This is a genomic window from Paenibacillus amylolyticus (assembly GCF_050990605.1).
Taxonomy (GTDB): Bacteria; Bacillota; Bacilli; order Paenibacillales; family Paenibacillaceae; genus Paenibacillus; species Paenibacillus amylolyticus_H.
In genome coordinates, this window is the sequence record NZ_CP158832.1 from 3806188 (window position 1) to 3823369 (window position 17182).

20 protein-coding genes are annotated in these 17182 nt (G+C 44.9%); 6 read left to right on the forward strand and 14 right to left on the reverse strand.

The genetic code is table 11. The features are described 5' to 3' along the window. Positions 1-89: 89 nt before the first annotated feature. Positions 90-818: a DUF1361 domain-containing protein gene (locus ABTV53_RS16965; RefSeq protein ID WP_433744503.1), complete on the reverse strand. Its 729-nt coding sequence runs from the start codon at positions 816-818 to the stop codon at positions 90-92. Between the two features lie 103 nt (positions 819-921). Between ABTV53_RS16965 and ABTV53_RS16970 the strand changes: the two genes are divergently transcribed. Then, entirely contained in the window at positions 922-1563 is a 642-nt protein-coding gene (locus ABTV53_RS16970) for a spore coat protein (RefSeq protein WP_433754250.1), read from the forward strand. Positions 1564-1702: 139 nt separating this feature from the next. Here the strand turns inward: ABTV53_RS16970 and ABTV53_RS16975 are convergent, their stop codons facing one another. Both ABTV53_RS16975 and ABTV53_RS16980 read right to left on the reverse strand, forming a co-directional pair. Then, positions 1703-2635 (reverse strand): sigma-70 family RNA polymerase sigma factor, encoded by a 933-nt coding sequence (locus ABTV53_RS16975; RefSeq protein WP_433744505.1) that lies wholly within the window; start codon positions 2633-2635, stop codon positions 1703-1705. A 34-nt stretch (positions 2636-2669) separates the two neighbouring features. Continuing rightward, positions 2670-3116 (reverse strand): carboxymuconolactone decarboxylase family protein, encoded by a 447-nt coding sequence (locus tag ABTV53_RS16980; protein WP_433744508.1) that lies wholly within the window; start codon positions 3114-3116, stop codon positions 2670-2672. A gap of 283 nt (positions 3117-3399) precedes the next feature. Between ABTV53_RS16980 and ABTV53_RS16985 the strand changes: the two genes are divergently transcribed. Next, the gene (locus ABTV53_RS16985; RefSeq protein ID WP_433744511.1) at positions 3400-4446 is read left to right on the forward strand and encodes a Rieske 2Fe-2S domain-containing protein; all 1047 of its coding nucleotides are present in this window, start codon (positions 3400-3402) and stop codon (positions 4444-4446) included. A gap of 335 nt (positions 4447-4781) precedes the next feature. Here the strand turns inward: ABTV53_RS16985 and ABTV53_RS16990 are convergent, their stop codons facing one another. The 9 genes from ABTV53_RS16990 to ABTV53_RS17030 all read right to left on the reverse strand — a co-directional run bounded on the left by ABTV53_RS16990 (position 4782) and on the right by ABTV53_RS17030 (position 11995). Further along, complete coding sequence (locus tag ABTV53_RS16990) at positions 4782-5615, reverse strand: cupin domain-containing protein (protein ID WP_433744513.1); 834 nt, start codon at positions 5613-5615, stop codon at positions 4782-4784. Positions 5616-5766: 151 nt separating this feature from the next. After that, a complete protein-coding gene (locus ABTV53_RS16995; protein ID WP_433744515.1) occupies positions 5767-6816 on the reverse strand; it encodes a leucine-rich repeat domain-containing protein in 1050 nt (349 codons plus the stop codon). A gap of 125 nt (positions 6817-6941) precedes the next feature. Continuing rightward, positions 6942-7553 (reverse strand): SMI1/KNR4 family protein, encoded by a 612-nt coding sequence (locus ABTV53_RS17000; RefSeq protein WP_433744518.1) that lies wholly within the window; start codon positions 7551-7553, stop codon positions 6942-6944. Then, positions 7553-7996 (reverse strand): hypothetical protein, encoded by a 444-nt coding sequence (locus ABTV53_RS17005; RefSeq protein WP_433744520.1) that lies wholly within the window; start codon positions 7994-7996, stop codon positions 7553-7555. Before ABTV53_RS17005 ends, ABTV53_RS17000 begins: the two co-directional genes overlap by 1 nt. Before the next feature lie 32 nt (positions 7997-8028). Next, positions 8029-9330, reverse strand: a complete 1302-nt coding sequence (locus ABTV53_RS17010) for a hypothetical protein (RefSeq protein ID WP_433744523.1) — start codon at positions 9328-9330, stop codon at positions 8029-8031. A 21-nt stretch (positions 9331-9351) separates the two neighbouring features. Beyond that, on the reverse strand, positions 9352-10086 hold the full coding sequence (locus ABTV53_RS17015) for an SMI1/KNR4 family protein (RefSeq protein ID WP_433744525.1): 735 nt from the start codon (positions 10084-10086) through the stop codon (positions 9352-9354). A gap of 44 nt (positions 10087-10130) precedes the next feature. Continuing rightward, positions 10131-10691, reverse strand: a complete 561-nt coding sequence (locus ABTV53_RS17020; protein WP_433744528.1) for a hypothetical protein — start codon at positions 10689-10691, stop codon at positions 10131-10133. Continuing rightward, complete coding sequence (locus tag ABTV53_RS17025) at positions 10688-11341, reverse strand: hypothetical protein (protein WP_433744531.1); 654 nt, start codon at positions 11339-11341, stop codon at positions 10688-10690. The genes ABTV53_RS17020 and ABTV53_RS17025 overlap by 4 nt, the downstream gene beginning before the upstream one ends. Before the next feature lie 45 nt (positions 11342-11386). Next, positions 11387-11995: a hypothetical protein gene (locus ABTV53_RS17030; protein ID WP_433744534.1), complete on the reverse strand. Its 609-nt coding sequence runs from the start codon at positions 11993-11995 to the stop codon at positions 11387-11389. A 276-nt stretch (positions 11996-12271) separates the two neighbouring features. Between ABTV53_RS17030 and ABTV53_RS17035 the strand changes: the two genes are divergently transcribed. The 3 genes from ABTV53_RS17035 to ABTV53_RS17045 all read left to right on the forward strand — a co-directional run bounded on the left by ABTV53_RS17035 (position 12272) and on the right by ABTV53_RS17045 (position 14576). After that, on the forward strand, positions 12272-13267 hold the full coding sequence (locus ABTV53_RS17035) for a multicopper oxidase domain-containing protein (RefSeq protein WP_433744536.1): 996 nt from the start codon (positions 12272-12274) through the stop codon (positions 13265-13267). A 49-nt stretch (positions 13268-13316) separates the two neighbouring features. Continuing rightward, complete coding sequence (locus ABTV53_RS17040) at positions 13317-14003, forward strand: Crp/Fnr family transcriptional regulator (protein ID WP_433744538.1); 687 nt, start codon at positions 13317-13319, stop codon at positions 14001-14003. 147 nt (positions 14004-14150) lie between these two features. Next, entirely contained in the window at positions 14151-14576 is a 426-nt protein-coding gene (locus ABTV53_RS17045) for a YlbF family regulator (RefSeq protein ID WP_433744541.1), read from the forward strand. 132 nt (positions 14577-14708) lie between these two features. On the opposite strand, the gene ABTV53_RS17050 is transcribed toward ABTV53_RS17045, so the two are convergent. After that, the gene (locus ABTV53_RS17050) at positions 14709-15434 is read right to left on the reverse strand and encodes a ZIP family metal transporter (RefSeq protein ID WP_433744544.1); all 726 of its coding nucleotides are present in this window, start codon (positions 15432-15434) and stop codon (positions 14709-14711) included. A gap of 138 nt (positions 15435-15572) precedes the next feature. Continuing rightward, positions 15573-16301, reverse strand: coding sequence for a YwiC-like family protein (locus ABTV53_RS17055; RefSeq protein WP_433744546.1), 729 nt, complete (start codon positions 16299-16301; stop codon positions 15573-15575). A 71-nt stretch (positions 16302-16372) separates the two neighbouring features. Between ABTV53_RS17055 and ABTV53_RS17060 the strand changes: the two genes are divergently transcribed. Further along, positions 16373-17074 (forward strand): Crp/Fnr family transcriptional regulator, encoded by a 702-nt coding sequence (locus ABTV53_RS17060; protein WP_433744549.1) that lies wholly within the window; start codon positions 16373-16375, stop codon positions 17072-17074. Positions 17075-17182 lie beyond the last annotated feature (108 nt).

Sequence of the window (17182 nt, forward strand, 5' to 3'; positions counted from 1 at the left end):
TCCAAAAGCCATGTGTATGACTTGGAACAGCCTTTTCAGCAATATACATTAAGATTAGATGTAATGAGTTCAGCCCAAGATAACATAAATTAGCGTAACGCTTGCAGGTCCGCCTCGGAGCTTCCTGCACTCTTCTTCATTTCACGGGGAGACCCTGTATTGATCAGATAGTATAGTGTGGCATAGATTGTGATGATAAACGTGCCAAAGAACAGGCAAAATGCAAGAGACGGGCGGCTTACACTTTCGTGCATCAGCTCAATTAGCGTCTCGCGGTTCGTCAGTGCATCCCAGCTATTCAGTCGATATACACGTCCAAGCAATACGCCATAACTTCCCAGAGCACAGCCAGCCAGTACAAAGATCCATGATGTCCAGCGTCCAATGCGGTGATAAATCACTTCCTGAAGCTGATACATCGACAGGAATCCAAGCAGGAGCCCTGTCCAGACAAACATTAATACAACACTTAAGTCGTACCAGTACGTGTAGTCCACCCCGTTACCATCATAATACCGGGAACTTCTCGCTGTCAGATGAATTAAATCCGTAACAATGTACGAAGAATTCGGAAAAAATAACAACCATAGCAGTCCACTTGCGACTGCGAGCCATACAGCACCTTTCCATTTCACATGACTTAGAAAGTAAGCTGCATAAGAGAACACAAAAGGAATCCAGCCCAAGAACAGATTCCAGATCAGGAAGCGGAAATAACGCTGATCCAGCCAATCTGCCGCTACGTAGTACAAGCCAAGCGTTACTATTGTGACCACACTAAGGAAAATAAATATGCGAATATAATTCAGTTTTCTCAATGACTCTAACCTCACTTATGTACATAATTTCACTACTCTGCAAGCATACTAGAATCATACCATTTACCAAAGGAGAATCAAATTACCAATGAATCCAAATTCGATGAACTCGCAGAATTTAGTACAACCTACTTTAAACACAAATCCCAATGTTACGCCTAACATGAATCATGGCGGTCATGAGATGTTCGATGTACACGAGATCCTGTCCTCCACCATTAACGTGCTGGATCAATATATGATCTTCCGTTCATTCGTGCAGAGCCAGGAACTGATTGGCATTCTGGACCGGCAGTATAACTTCATTTTATCCCAGTACAATCTGACAGCAGAGTGTTTTGCATCTGGACAGAAGCCTCATGAAGAGACAGCAACTTACATGATCCCCAACATGGTACCGCCGGTATATGGCCTTAAGCCCTCTGCACCGAAAAAGCCAAACCAGAGCTTGGCTGATGTAAAGGATGCCGGGATTAGCGGTCACATGCTGGGACTGATCAAGTCACATGCGAGTCTTCTTGGCATGTCCTGTAGCGAGATCACGAATGGAACGGTTCGCCGAGTCATCGCTTCACAGATCCAGCATTTTATCGAGATGGCTTATGAGATTTTCATGTTCCAGAATAAAAATGCCTATTATCAAGTACCTCAACTCACGCCAAGTGATACACAACAGATGCTTCAGGCATACATCCCAGCAACCGGAGCACCTCAGATGCCTATCAGCAATAAACCACTTCATTAATTAGAAAACAAAGTCCGATTCCCCAGAACAGTCTCTTCAACCCATTACTGAATAACATAATGTGAATGCAAAAAAAAGCGGCAATCCTCGTGACAGAGGTTGCCGCTTTTAAGGTTAAATATCCAATCCGCACGATTAATCAAAGAGTTGACGTGTCAATAGATGTAAGTTTGTTCGGATTTACGACGAGATATACTCCCTCAATCCGCTCACCGGAAGGGTCCAACTCCAAACAGATTACCTCGGACAAATGCCCTTCTTTCATCAACGCAAGTTGAATCTCACCATTGATCCACATGGGTACCCATTCTCTTTCACGTAATCGCGTAAGGACTCGCCGTGAGGTCAGGAGTGCAAGCACACCTTTATGAACGTTCATCGTTCTCATAACGGTATGCACAACGCCACCGCCATCTGCTGTAAATACAGGCTGATCCGCCAGTAACTCAAGCATGGCAGCGACATCATAACGAAGGAAAGCCGTTGTAAAACGACTCAGCAATTCACTTTTGGCTATCATATCCGCATCACTCTGCTCGATCGGCGGAAGTCTTTCGGGCAGATTTCGTCTGGCACGGCTAAAGATTTGGCGGCAGTTACTCTCCGTTTTGCCCAGCCAATCCGCTATTTCAGAATAGTCATACCGGAACGCTTCACGAAGTACAAACACTGCCCGTTCCATGGGCGATAGACGCTCCAACATGACCAAGTAGGCGTAGGAGATCATCTCTTTCTTCTGCATCGTTTCCTCTGGCATATTCCCCACTTCTCTGTCAGCCATCGGCTCTGGCAGCCACTCACCAATATAACTTTCCCGCTGGTTACGGGCAGAATTTAGCAGATTCAAGCTTCGGTTCACAACCAGTCTGGCGATGTAGGACTTGGGATTACGAATATCCTGAGACGTGCTCTGAATCCCCGCAAAACTATCCTGCACAATATCTTCAGCTTCTACCACACTGCCCAGCATGCGGTAAGCTATTGAAAATGCATATTTTTTATAACGAATATACAACTCACCAACGTCCAGAGAAGACACTTCTGGCTCATTGGTGTAGGGATTGGAATTCATAAGAATGGCCTCCTCTGGCATGGTACGTGTTTTTTTAGTTAAAGCAGCCCGGATACATCCCAGTTGTGATCGCAATCCGATTCCAGTTATTAATCGTATTAATGGCCAGGATCAGATCCACCAGCTCGGATTCACTGAAATGTTCACGAACCTTATCGTACAACGCAACGGGTACGCCCTGTTCCGAGATTCGTGTCACGGCTTCAGCCAGCTCCAGCATAACACGTTCTTGATCCGTGAATAAAGGTACTTCACGCCACACACTTAACAAGAGAATATGATCCGCGTAATCTCCCATTTTCATCAGATCTTTGGCATGCATATCGAGACAAAAGGCGCAGCCATTGATCTGGGACACGCGGATTTTCAACAGCTCGTATAACACTTTGTCTTCAAATTGCCCGGATATATATTGCTCCATTGCCATCATCGCTTTAAAAGCGCCTGGACTCACTGCTCTGTAGTTTGTTCTTAAATTCATTTCATTCGCCTCCGTCATTTGGTTTACATACTGTAGACAAATGACAGCCGGGATCTGTGACATTCTTGGTAAAAATCTTTTACTATTAACATCTGACGTAATGTGAATCCGAAAATTTCCGTATTCATGTACGGTTTTTGCTGTACCGTTTGTGATTTCAACCAAAAGTAAGGTGGATATATTGATACTTTGACCAAAAGAGTAGTAACATACGACTAATCAAGTTAAGTTTTCTGACATGATCAGAGAATCGTTTTACTCATATCGGCAAGGAGTGTTTACTATGATAACTTCCAACGCAAACCATAATGCGACGTCTGAATTGCCTAGAGGTTGTACGTTCACCGCTGAAGACTGGCATGTATTATCCCAATATTGGTATCCGGTAGCACAAGCAACCGAAGTAACCGACAAACCGTTGGCTGCTCAGTTACTCGATGTGAAGCTGGTTCTTTATCGCAGTAATGATCAGATTGTGGTAGCCAAGGATCTTTGTTTTCACCGCGGGGCCCCACTTAGCAAAGGCTGGGTAGAAAATGGCGAGATTGTCTGTCCTTATCACGGTTTCCGTTATAATTGTGAAGGAAAATGTACTGCCGTACCTGCGCACCCAAGCTCCAAAATCTCGCCAAAGCTCAAACTTATCGTGTACCCGGCAGTTGAACGTTATGGCTTAATCTGGACCACACTGGCGGGAACGGAAGAACAGATCCCTTCCTTCCCTGGATGGGATGATCCGGATTATATTAATATTTTGCCACCCAACTTTGACATTGCCGGTTCTTCTGGACGACAAATGGAGGGCTTTCTGGATGTATCCCATTTTGCCTATGTGCATACGGAAACGTTTGGTGACCGAAATAACACTGAAGTCCCTCAATACAAAGTGAAACGCGAGGGGAATGAGTTGATCGCCGAGTATTGGAGTACTGTCAGTAACTATGGCAAAGGGCAAGATCTGGTTGCGCCAGAAGGTTTCCAATGGTTGCGCGAGTTTCGAGTGTTCCCACCTTTTGCGGCTTCACTGACAGTACATTTCCCAGGAGATGACAGGTTGAATATTCTCAATTGTGCTTCGCCCATCTCTGCCCGTTATACACGTCTATTCTGTCCAATCACACGCAACTTTGACAAAGACGCTCCAATTGAAGATACAATCAAGTTCAACTTGCAGGTATTTGAAGAAGACCGTGAGATGGTCGAGTCACAGAAACCGGAGGATCTTCCCCTTGATCTGCATGCCGAAGCCCATATTCCCGCAGACCGTACTTCGATTGCTTATCGTCAATTATTAACGGAGCTTGGTTTGGGACGAAATTACACATCTTAAATTAGATGAATATATAAGTTCAACTAACGAATAGTTACACTGGCGCTCCGATGGCAGAATAACTTTACGATCACTGTTATCCCCAGATTTTTTATCCGATTTTTTTAATGGGTAGAAAATAAGACGCCTACGATTCGTTAGTGCTTCATGATTTGCTCCTCTGGACACGGTTCAAATATGCATCAGCTTTCAGCAAGTTTGAAGACACCTTTAATCAAAAAAAGAAGCTCCCCTTTGCGGAAGCTTTTTAATCAATACCCCATTTAATTGAAGTACCTATGTGTATTAGATAAGCCTTCCTTCGTCATCATCTGATAGACCTTACCTAATAAACGTCATCTTTCCTCTTGATTATTCGTATTCACAGGAAGCTCTGTATAATACGGGCAGCCCGGCTCATGAATAATACGTGGATCAACCCACGTGCCCCAGTACGGAAGACGGTTCACGTAAGGTTGCATGTTTGGTTGGTTGTTTGGCTGTGTGTTTGGTTGTACGTACGGCTGCATGTTTGGCTCTGTGTTGGGCTGCATATTTGGTTGCATATTTGGCTGTACGTTCGGTTGGACATTTGGCATTACGTAAGGCTGATGATTCACATTTGGAGCACTGTTAGAGACAGGGGCAGTTGAAGTCTTGCAATCGGCCGGCGGGCCAATAATCACTGTTTTTTGGATGGGAGCCAGTGCTTCTTGAACTTTTTTCTCGTCCAGACAGTACGTATAAGCGAGAAGTTTGGCAGGTGTAAGACGCAGGATGTCTGAGCCAAATATCGCCTCAGGCACAGGAGCATCAAAGATCGCCAGTAAATGCGTATGATCTGCAGTAGCCACTTCATAGTGCCACCAGCCTTGAGGTACATTAGCTACCTGCCCTGGTGTAATCGGGAAATGAAGCAACTCGTTTGTGAACGGATTAATGAGTGACACGACTGCTGAACCGCTGATGCAGTATACCAGTTCGGTTGCATTCTGATGAATATGAGGTTCAACCACATTGCCTGTGCTGAGGAAAATATCCAGTAAAGAAGTATTGCCGAGTGTGTTTAACTGGTTGATGGATAGAGAATTAATGTAGTTGTTCTCATCCTTCTTGAATAACGGGTTCTTGCTTAAATCATAAGTAAATTGAGTGCTTGGTAAAGTGTAATCCATGTATGAAGTTGCCAAAATAAAACGCCTGCCCTTCGCTCTCGGTTTAGGTGATAGCCTATATGCCAGCTTATGCCCAGCGCCCAGATGCGTGAGCCCATTTCCTCCAATTTTCATCGTATAATTAATGAGCCCTGACCCGGACGTCCCGAGCAGGGCTCATTGGTTATTAAGATTCTTCTTCGGCCAAGATGTGCTCCAAACTGATTCCTAATGGAGTACTGTTCAGATTCACACTCTGAAGCCAGGTCATCCGCTTCACCATGTCCGGCGTTTCCTCGATTAAACTATTAGTTACACTTAAATAACGCAGCTTCTTTAGTTGCTCCAGTTCAGGCGGAAGTTCACGTATGCCCGAGTACCCTATATCTAAAGTCAGCAGTTCATTCAATTCACCAATTTCAGCAGGAATATATTTCAGACCAAGATGCGACTTTTCCTTCGGCTTCCACCCTGCTGGAACATGATCTGAACTACCACAATAAATTCTAAGCTCTCGAAGTTGTTTTAATTTCCCAATGTCTTGGTGAATACCTTCCAAATCCGCCGTCATGATCTCTAATTCTTCCAATGATGTCAGTTCAAAAAGGGCCTGAGGAAGTGTACTAACATCCTGCTCAAAAATCGTCAAACGTTTCAAGTGCTTCAATTCCCGAATCCTTTCCGGAATCTCTTTCAAGTAATGTGAACTAATATTCAGCACATCCGTCTGATGCCTGATTGCGTCTTCCAGTAAGCAATGAATATCCTGATGTCGTTCTAACCTAAAAAATAAGCCTTTGATCCGCCCCATTAGCTCTATTGCTTCTTCTTGTGTAATATGCATCCCATATATATCCTCATGCGCAACAGTGTAGAAGTAATCGCTCCCATCCTCTTTCAGAAAACAGAGATCATCTGGCAATGACGGATAACACCAGTCATGAAAACGATTGGCTTCCTCCTTAAGGATCTGCCCGGATTCAGTCGTACAACGATATATGTAATAGTTGCCTTCTGCATACATGGCACTACTCTGTATCATCATTTCTTCCATCGCACAACTTTCAATCAGGTACGGTTCGAGCCTCTGTAACACTTTGGCAACTCCTACAGGTGTACCTTCTTCTGCATACTGTCTGTCAACCAGCATAAAACGATCTGCCTTCTCGATCAATTCATCAATCAACAGTTCATAGGCAGTTCCTTTGGGATCGGTGTGAAAAGCTACAGCCACCATAGGTTCCCCCTCATGTCACTATATTTATTATTCTTCAATCTGCTGTATCAGTGGTAATCATTAGACTTATTCATAATACTTTTCAGTTCAGATAAAGGAATTGTCTAATTGTAATCGTTCTGGATTTAATACGTGATCTCATCCATCATCGTCAGATTATGGTTCGACATACAGAGAAGATCCGTAAAGGTAGGCGCTAGGTAATAAACAAAGTCCGGATCGTGCACATACATAATAATCTGTCCATACGTCCCTTCCGCCGCTGGATCGAAATCGAGCATCAGATATAGTGAACCTCCCGCAATCGTTGCAAAAGGAATCCATGGTTTATGGAACAGGAATGGCTTGATCTCCGGGTCCAACTGCTTCATTTCCTCCGCAGAATAATACTCTTCGAGCCTCTCATCCACTTCACAGAAGTATTGTTTGGTATCTCGAATCTCTTCCAATGACATCAGATAAAAAGGTGTACAACGCCCACCCTCCGCATCACCTAGGTACAGCACATGCAACCCATAGCCACTGCCATCTTTTCTGTGGTAAAAGGTACGAAAATCCCCAGGCAGCCGGACGCCATACTCCTTTTCGAATAGATCGAGACTTTCATCGGATGCCCCATCCAGATATTGATATTCTTCAAACAATTGGCGAATCTCGTGATCCTGTATTTTTTCATCCAGCAAGCGGTTTAGCTCGTCCATAAGTACGTTTATTGTTACATTCGACTCCGGTTTCACTAGATCTCCCCTTTCTCAGCTCTGCCATCCTCTTCTTGCACATATTGATGATATTCCCAAAACGCTTCTTCCTCTCCGCCACCTTCAATCAGAACCATGACTGCGTAAGATAACAAATTAAGCCATTGTTCCATCAAGGCCGCCTGTTCGTCCGAAATGAGGTTGTTGCTGCGAAGCATACCATCAGGTTCAACAGCCCAAGCACGGGCCATGTGAGTAATTCCCCATAGACATGCCATGACTTCCCGATCCAGTGAAGGCCGTGCAAGTTCTGGTGCCAGAACTTGCAATATCTCCATCAACTCATGAAAATTCTCCTCAATCAAATGTCCACGAAAAGGCCGCAGACTGCCAAGAAAACCGTTCTCCATCTTGGGATGACTCAGATCATCATAGGAAAAAGCATGACATTTTAATAACATTACTGCCTCTTCACCTTCCATTCCTTCACCCCTAACTAGGTCAAAATGCTGCCTCACCAGCGCAGAGGTTCTTCTCCACGCCACAACACATATCTCTCCAGCTCACGAAGGGTACCTGTACCGATCCCGTACTCGTCCATTTCTTTGGAACGAAGATCGAGCACATGCAGCATGCCACCATATGTACCAACTGCCATCTTTGACTGCCCTGGTGATACGGCGAGAGAATAGATCGTACTACCCACAAAATGGCGCCATACTTCCTCTCCATTGCTATTCACACAATACAGATAACCGTATGCGTCTCCAAGCACCATGCCTGCCTCTATTTCCACTGCTGCATACACCCGTGCATTCTCATCCATCACTGGCCAGTCTTCCTTCGTTTCGTTGCCTGCAATAGATTCCAACGGGACCTGTATCGTGACCCCGTTATAGAAATGACATGCGTTAAACCAGACGGTCTGGTTATTACTGGTGAATGCTGCATAATGAGGGTAGCTCGATTCTGGATAAAGAGAGTATATCTTGTTCAGCTGACGGTCCATCACCATATGATTGCTTCCTTGGCTGCCATAGGCAATCCATCGACCATTCCTTGATACAGCTGCATGTCCCATATCTATCTGTGTATCCTCTAGCTCATACTCTTCGATCTCTGCCAGATCGGGATGAAGCAAGGTCACCTGGGCTTGTGTGACGAGATATATCCCGTATCTTGAATGTATAAGTAGTGCTCTGCCTTCATCCAAAGGTATAAGTCCCTCAAGTGTCCGCTCGGGATGCTCACAGTCCGCAAGTGATTCAATCCGAGGTAAGGACGACTGTATCCGGGCTTGAATATCTTCCCACCGATATGTCGCTATTTCCTGTCCTTCCAACCTGCGATCTGGCTGACGGATAACACGAATCCCTTCCGGTCCTGCAAGCGCATAGTTCAATCCGTCTGGTGAGCAACCTGCAAAAGTATACGAAGAAATTAACTGCCATCCGTGCTGATCCATTGTATATATCTGACTATTCTCCGTGAAAATACCCGTCTGACATACAATCATTTTCTCGTTCAGATAACCCACAACTTTGACAGCTTGCATAGAGGCCTGAAACGCTTCGTTCAATGGCCACGTCGCTGGGGGCAGCTCACGTCGAACCACCTCCAAGTCACCGTGGAGATTGGCCTGTCTCACCATATGCAATACTTCAGTACTCATACCGCTTCTGGAATCTTCCTTCAGCTCGGATTCATCTGGTTGTTCTCCCTCTATGACTCTCCGTACAAATGCATTAACATCCCTTGCATAACGCTTGCCTTCATTACGCCATTTTTCCGCGATGTCCTCTTTTAACCAACTCATCTGTTCCCCTCCACTCTAACCCTATTCATATGCCGTGCAATGATGTGCTTGCAAAAACAGACTGATATCGTTATCTGTCGCCTCCTCAGCACCGTTTTTTTCTTCGTAGAACAGGGCAATTTCTCTCCCATTCGCATAGTTATAACGTACATATCCTCCCATCGAGGCCATAAACAGCTTGCATGTATACTCATTTTCCAGGACAGCGTCCCATTTAAATTCCGTTTTGCACAGATCCGCCAGTTCCTTCATTGAAATTCCCTGCTCGAGACCTGTATAGTGATAAAACGTGTGCTTCCGCAACTCATTCCACGGTTCAAAGTATGATGGGGTTATCGGTTTATCCTGACGATAATACCCACAATAGATTCGGTCCAGCGTTTCACCAAATTCAGTCTCCGAGCATGTCCATAAGGTGATATTCTCATCATGACGCGGTAGCCACAACAGCCCTTCAACTTCCGGATGAACAGCAAGGAAATCTCCATCTACAGAACTGCCGATGGTGATGCACTGCTCAAGTTGATGCTGGCTTATAGGCGATTCATCCGTATGTATCCAAAAATCATATTCAACAAAAGGCTTCAGCACTTCCGTGTCCGGTCTTTGAACATTCATCCAGCCTGTGTAGGTACCTTCCCCGTATTGTTCAATCCAGGTACGGTATGACGAAGGTAGCGAGATGGCGTGCTGTTGTTCAAAGTGATCCAGTTCCTCTGCTGGAACCGGCTTAAGTGCACGGGATACGATATACATTGGTGAACATCCCCATTTCTCATTTGATTCACTCTTAATCAGATCTAAGCCAGTTCTTCCTGTACAATGTCAGTCCATACCCCTTTACGATTCAGAATACGAATGACGAAAGCATCATATCCATCACGCTTGACCTGATCAAAATCCATGCGCTCTCCCGTAATCAATTCATATGCACCATTTTCATCTACATCTTCGCCGAATTCTTCATCCCAAGGCACATTGTAGTAGGCCGTTAGTTCCACCTCAAAGATGTCCTCTCCTTCAACATCCAGATAAGGGCGAAGAGGTCTGTCATGTAGCGCTTCTTCTAGATAGGTCTCACATACCATGGCATCATATCCATGCTTGGCGGCATCAATGAGCAGATAGCGTTCACCTGTGACAGTATGCTCTGCATATACAAGAAGCGGTGTCGAATCATGCCAGGTAATCAGATCATCTTCCATTAAGTCACCATAATAAAAAATATGGAATTTATCATGTCCGTCACTCGATTGAAGTTTACCTTTCCACTCCACTTCCTCGACCTTTATGTCCTCTTCCTTCCTTATTAGACCTTCCAGATAAGCAGGTCCATGTTGCACACCATACTCATTCATCATCTCGCCTCCGATTTGTTCATTCGAATGGTAACCACTTTGTGTTCCTCATCCACCGTCAGTTTCACATCGATGTTCAGCTTGTCGCGAAATAACGCCGTAATATTGATATAAGGATCACGCACGGCTTCACCGCCACCACCATTCGTAGAACGGGTCATGCCCTGATGAATGATGGATTGTACGAGCTGTTTATCGCCCTTGCCATTGTTATCGTAGGTGTAGATCACCTGCCCATCCTGATCATACAGATTCAAGACCGTTGAGAAATCATTGGCGTTCTCATACTGTTTCTCGGTCTGTACGTAGTTGTGATCCGTATGTTGATAGTTTACAGTACCAGCCAGATATGGATTGTCTCCACCGGGCTTCACTTCGTACTCCCGATAGGCCAAATTAAACAGATATTGGAGATGACTCATGTTCATCCGGTAATAAAACTGACGGTTATCCTCTTGTTTATCCATTGCTGCGAAACTGTTGACAAGCGGCCAGGCTGCATAGGACTTGCCATTCACATCAACCGCGAGAGCATAGTCAGATAAGACTGTCTGTTTTTGAAATATGCCATAAGTCTGTAAAATAAAATAAGCCGGAATCATCAACATACCCAGAATGATTGCAAAAATAGTCAATTTAAATCGTAGTTTCATGTCTTCTCTCCTTGCGGCTTAAACGCTTCATCTTCAATTTCAGTCTCATCCAGTCTTGTGCTGAAGCTTCGACAGTGTACGCACAACCACATCCCTGTTCTTCGCATCCTTAATATAAGCCGGGATACTATGTGAAGCTGTTTTTAAAGGCATATTTCCAGGTTTTTCACGCAGCTCTGCCGAAACATAAGCGATGAGATAATTCAGGTGCTCCCGATTCACAGCCCATATTATTTTTCCTCTGAAATCATCCAGGAAGTATAGTTCCAGGCCGAATACAGGATCTTTTCCTGCACGAATCTCGGAAAAACACCTTCCGTATGTCGGCTTCGCATGTAATTCGACCTGATTTACAGAAGCACAATGTGGACATTCCACATGCGTTGATCGATGAGACGTCTTCTTCTCGTCAGTTACTTCCACGTTGAACCAGCGTTCACACACAGCACAATTCCCCCTGGCTTTATATTGATACACTGGTTCTTCAAGAGCTTGAGCGTAACATTCGAAACACTTCCAGCCCAGTTGATCGTTCTGTTGTTCAATCGAAGCGTGTCCTCCGCATTGGGGACATTTCACATCAACCCGCTCGCCCCGTCGAATTACCGAATAAAAACTGTACTTATACGCACCTTCATCTTCGAAACGTTTCATTTCGTATCCACCTTTCTTCTGAAATTACGACACACATAGCTTCAAAATACTCAACATTTACCAATCCATCTGTCTAAAATTATATGAAACTCCGTTCCTCAGCACAAGAATTGAAGGCAGATTGTTGGAATTGACTCTAATATGACATGACCAAGTGTGTTCCTCATCACACCCGTTCCTGCCTCTATAACGTAATCTATTACTAAATAACGAATGGAAAGAAAGAACACTTTTTTAGTTTGTGAAAAACATCACTTGAATAAAGGTTGTGTATCTATGTTTTCATTACTGAACCAGAATGTATATAAATGGTCACTCGTATTCAGCATTTTCACAGCTACACTGTCTCATTGCAGTTCTACCGATCAGGTTAAACCGGTTCACCATAATGAAATCTCGCCTTCGGCCATCAGTCAAACCCCGGTGGACCCGGTCATCCGCAGAGAAGGTACCACGGTATATATTGAAATGACGGCTCAGGTTACAGACATCGAAATCTCCGAAGGTGTGATCTACAACGCTTGGACATTTAATGGTACCGTTCCCGGACCTGTTCTACGAGTGACCGAGGGAGATACCTTGGTGTTCACGTTGAAAAATAAAGATTCCAGCTCGCCTCACTCCATGGATTTTCACGCTGTACATGCTGCCCCCAGCAGCAAATTTATTGATGTTATGCCTGGCAAGGAAGGCACGTTCACTTATCCAACCTCTTCCCCCGGTGTATTTATGTATCACTGTGGAACCAAACCGGTGCTTGCCCATATCGCGAACGGTATGTACGGCATGATTATTGTTGAACCCAAGGCTGGATACCCTTCTAATCATTTGGTTGATCGTGAGTATACCCTTGTTCAGAGTGAATGGTATAAAGAGCATGATTACGAAGCTTTTTTGAACGGGGAACCGGATTATGTCGTATTTAATGGGAATGATTATGGGTTAGTAAAACATCCCCTGTTAGCCAAAGTAGGAGATACAGTGCGGATCTACGTCAGTAATGCCGGACCCAATGAAGTCTCATCCTTCCACGTTGTAGGTACAATTATGGACCGTGTGTACACCGATGGGAATCCACGTAACATCCAGTATGGAATACAGACGGTTATGCTTCCTGCAAGTGGTGGAGCAGTCGTAGAGTTTACCGTGACCGAAGAAGGCGATTATGCGATTGTAACCCATCAGTTCAACCATGTAGCCAAAGGAGCTTCCGCTGTTCTACGTGTGACCAAGGATGGCACTGATCATGGTGGACCCGCAATGTCCCACTGAAACATGACAATGGCTATGACTATCCTGAACCATTCGAGGTGATTAAACGATGATCTGTACGCACGAAGCAAAGGATGCCTGTTTTTCCAAAGTATCTCTGTTCAAGCATCTTGATCCATCCGAATCTGCATTGCTGACCTCTCTTCTGCATACCCGTAATTATAACAAAGGTGAAGTTGTCGTTCAGGAGGGCGAACGCTCAGATACGCTTTATGTGGTTCATCAGGGATGTGTGAAGTTATCCAAATACAACGAAAATGGGAAGGAACACATTGTCCGATTTCTGTTTCCCGGAGATTTCTTTGGACAAGATTCCCTGTTACATCAACAACCACACGGCGCGAACGCCGAAGTTCTGGAGCCTTCGGCCATATGCTCCATCAGCAAGCATGACTTTGACCAGTTACTCGAACATGATTCGAAGCTTGCTTATCATTTCCTGCTTGCCATTTCCAATCTTCTCAGAGAAACAGATGAATGGAACAGCTCGCTAAGTAGGATGACAACGGAACAGAAGATTGCCAAGCTGCTTTTGTATTTCCATACCCGAAATCATGCAAGGCATGAGATCCGCTTGCCTGTTTTCAAAAAAGATATGGCTGTGCTGCTCGGTATTACACCCGAAACACTTAGTCGTAAACTCGCCATAATGCAAACCCATGGATTACTTCAGGTTACAGGGAACTGTATCCTGATTCTTCAATTGGAGCAGCTTATGGAAATGGTTAACTACTGAACGAAAGCTTATTTACCTAACATTACGATGACTGAATAACAGCGTATTTAGACAAGTAATGTAATTCACATTAGATGTGAGTATCGTCACAGTGCGGGCTAGCGTTAGCGTATACAGTTAAGAAAAGATATACAGGAGGGTTTTGCGATGAATACAGTTGTTAAATTGGACAAACAGATCATTATGCACAAAATGCAGGAGTTATGTTCACTATTATTACAGGATGAAGGATACAAAGAGATGCGGGACATGATTGATCAGTTTGCTGCAGATGAGCAAGCCACAGCCCAGTATGAGCGTTTTATGGAAAAACACCAGGCACTGGAGGAGAAAGAACGGCAGAATATTGAGTTGCTTGCCTCTGAAATTCAGGTATATGAAGAGGAAGAACGTGCACTCTATGATCATCCCCTCATTCGTCGGTTCATCTATGCTCAACGGGAGTTCAGTCAGCTGCATCAACAGATCAGTCACTATTTTACGAAATCCGTGGAATTGAACCGCCTGCCCGAGGCCAATGAACTAGGTAAGGAAGCTTGTGGGTGTGGAGGAAGCTGTTCCAGCAACCACTAAGAACATCCTTTGTTTAATAATAAAAAGAGTATCCGATCAGAAATCACTCTGTTCGGATACTCTTTTCATATAAATTCAACTAATATTTACACAAAAACGGAGAGGACAGTGACCGAAAGCTGGTTCTGTCATCTACAGATCCAACAACAGAGATACGAGCAATCCCATGGAAGCAATCAAACCCACAACTGGCCCCCCCTCTTCAAAGGCTTCAGGCATCATCGTCGAGCAGATCATCGCAATGATTCCGCCACCTGCAAATGCACCAATCGCTGCACCCATCTCCTCAGGAAGCTGCTCGAGAAACAGGTATCCACCCAGTGCTGCAAGTGCAGAGATCAACAGTACACTCAGCCACATTAACATGATTTTCGCTCTGCTGTACTTGCTGCCCTGCAATCCAACCGTACTCGACAGACCTTCTGGGATCTTGCTGACAAAGATTGATACTACCAGCACCACACTGACACCGTTGCCGGCCAGCAAGCTGGCTCCAAGCATAATGGATTCCGGAATAGCATCAATCACTGTGCCTGCAAAGATCCCGAGCCCGCTTTGATTCGAGTCTCCTGACCTTCCCGAACGTTTACGCCCTGCCCCACCCTTTGCCGAGATGAGTAGGTCAAACAAGGTATATACGACGGCACCCGCCGTAAAACCAAGGGCAGTAGGAATAATCCCTCCATCATTCAGCGCATCTCCGAGTAGTTCAAAGGTTGCTGCTCCGATTAATGTGCCTGTCCCAAAAGCCATGATCCATCCGATGACTCGTTTAGGAATCTTTAAAAACAATGCTGCAAGTGCACCAATGACAACCGCTGAGGCAGAGATGCCGCCCCACATGAATGCAGTCCACATCCGGGCCGACCCCTCTCAAGTTCAATTATGTTCCATCATTCCATTAACCTTGGCTGACGAATCAAAAACATTCCTGCGACGTTGTGACCTATATCACCTGCTGTGTTCAAAAATCACGCTATGATGAAATGATGCCAATTACAATAGAATAGACCAAAGCAAGAACTGCACGGCTCCAATAATTTCGATGATACCAACCTTCATAGGGCGTAGTGTCCTGCCTGCATATATGAAGGTTCGCACAGCGGAGTAGACATACGCCAAAGACATCCATGGATATCCGATCACCATCGGTATGATGATTAGTAGGACATGTACCATGCGAGTTAACATCAGCCAACGCTTATTCGTTCGCTCTCGAAAGACTGATTTCACAAAGAACGTACTTCCTGTAAAATGTAAGAAAGAAAACAAAACTACGATCGCCATGCCATAGTCCCACTGCCCACCTCCAATGAGATAAGCGGCTGCTCCGCCTAGAGAGAAGACCAGCATGGCACAAAGGTCATTGGTAAGCGAGCGTTCTACTTTATGTCTCACATGCCAGATGTTTACGAGTAACAGACCGCACAACACAGGGCCGAAGAATAACAATGAGGTCTGACCCAGAACGGGTGGAATAAGACAGATTAGAGCTACAGTACCGTAGATTGCGGCCCATTTGTACAGGCGATGTCGATTGGCATTTCTTTTCAGAGACTGCAGTAAGGGATACGCGGTTAGATATAGTCCAAGCCAGGCTACAAATAAGGGCACATGTAACCAGTGCGGTTCACTTGCAATCACACCTACCAGAAAAGGTACACTAACCATGGCCCAGCCGCCATGTTCATGAGGGATAACGATTGAATGCGTATTGGTTTTCACTTCACAGTTAACCTCCTAGGATTGAATGATGTCGAAGTTCAGAAATATGAACACAGAGAGGAAAGATTCTCATGAGCAGGGTAAACAAAGATTCAGCAGCGGAGTTTCTACAACAGTTCCCCATCTTTCAGGACCTTAGTCCAGAAGAATTAAAGCAGGTCGAAGATATCGCCATTTCCAGAAACATTCATAAGAAAACGGTCATTTTTAGCGAAGGTAGCGAAAAAGAAGCTGTTTTTTTCATTCGTACTGGCATTGTAAAAGCATATAAGACGGATGAGAACGGGCATGAACAGATTGTCTCTTTCCTCAAAACAGGGGATATGTTCCCACACACCGGCTTTTTTAACACACATCCCTACCCGGCTACCGCTGAAGCGATTACCCCTACCGAACTACTGGCCATACCCGTCAGACTGTTCGAACGATTAATGCTGAGTACACCATCAATTGCGATCAAAATCATGCGTGTACTCGGAGACAAAATACGAGAATTACAGGATAAATTGCAGGTACTTTCTGGTCAGGATGTGCGAAACCGAGTGCTTTCCTTCCTCTTGATGCTCGCAGAGCAACATGGACAGACACATGGGGACCAAATTATCATCAACCTGCCAATGACACATCAGGAGTTCGCGAATTCCATTGGAACTACCAGAGAAACAGCGAACCGCCTTCTAAACCAGCTTACGAAAGAGCATTTGCTCGAAGTCGATCGCAGCCGGATTATCATTCTTGATTTACAAGCCTTGAAAGAACAACGGGATGCATGATCATCCTAATTAACTGCTGTTCACCTCATATCCTTACACCATTCCGTATGTGCAAAAAGAGACCTCAACGCCTGCAATCGATGTTAAGGTCTCTTGCTGTATGCACAA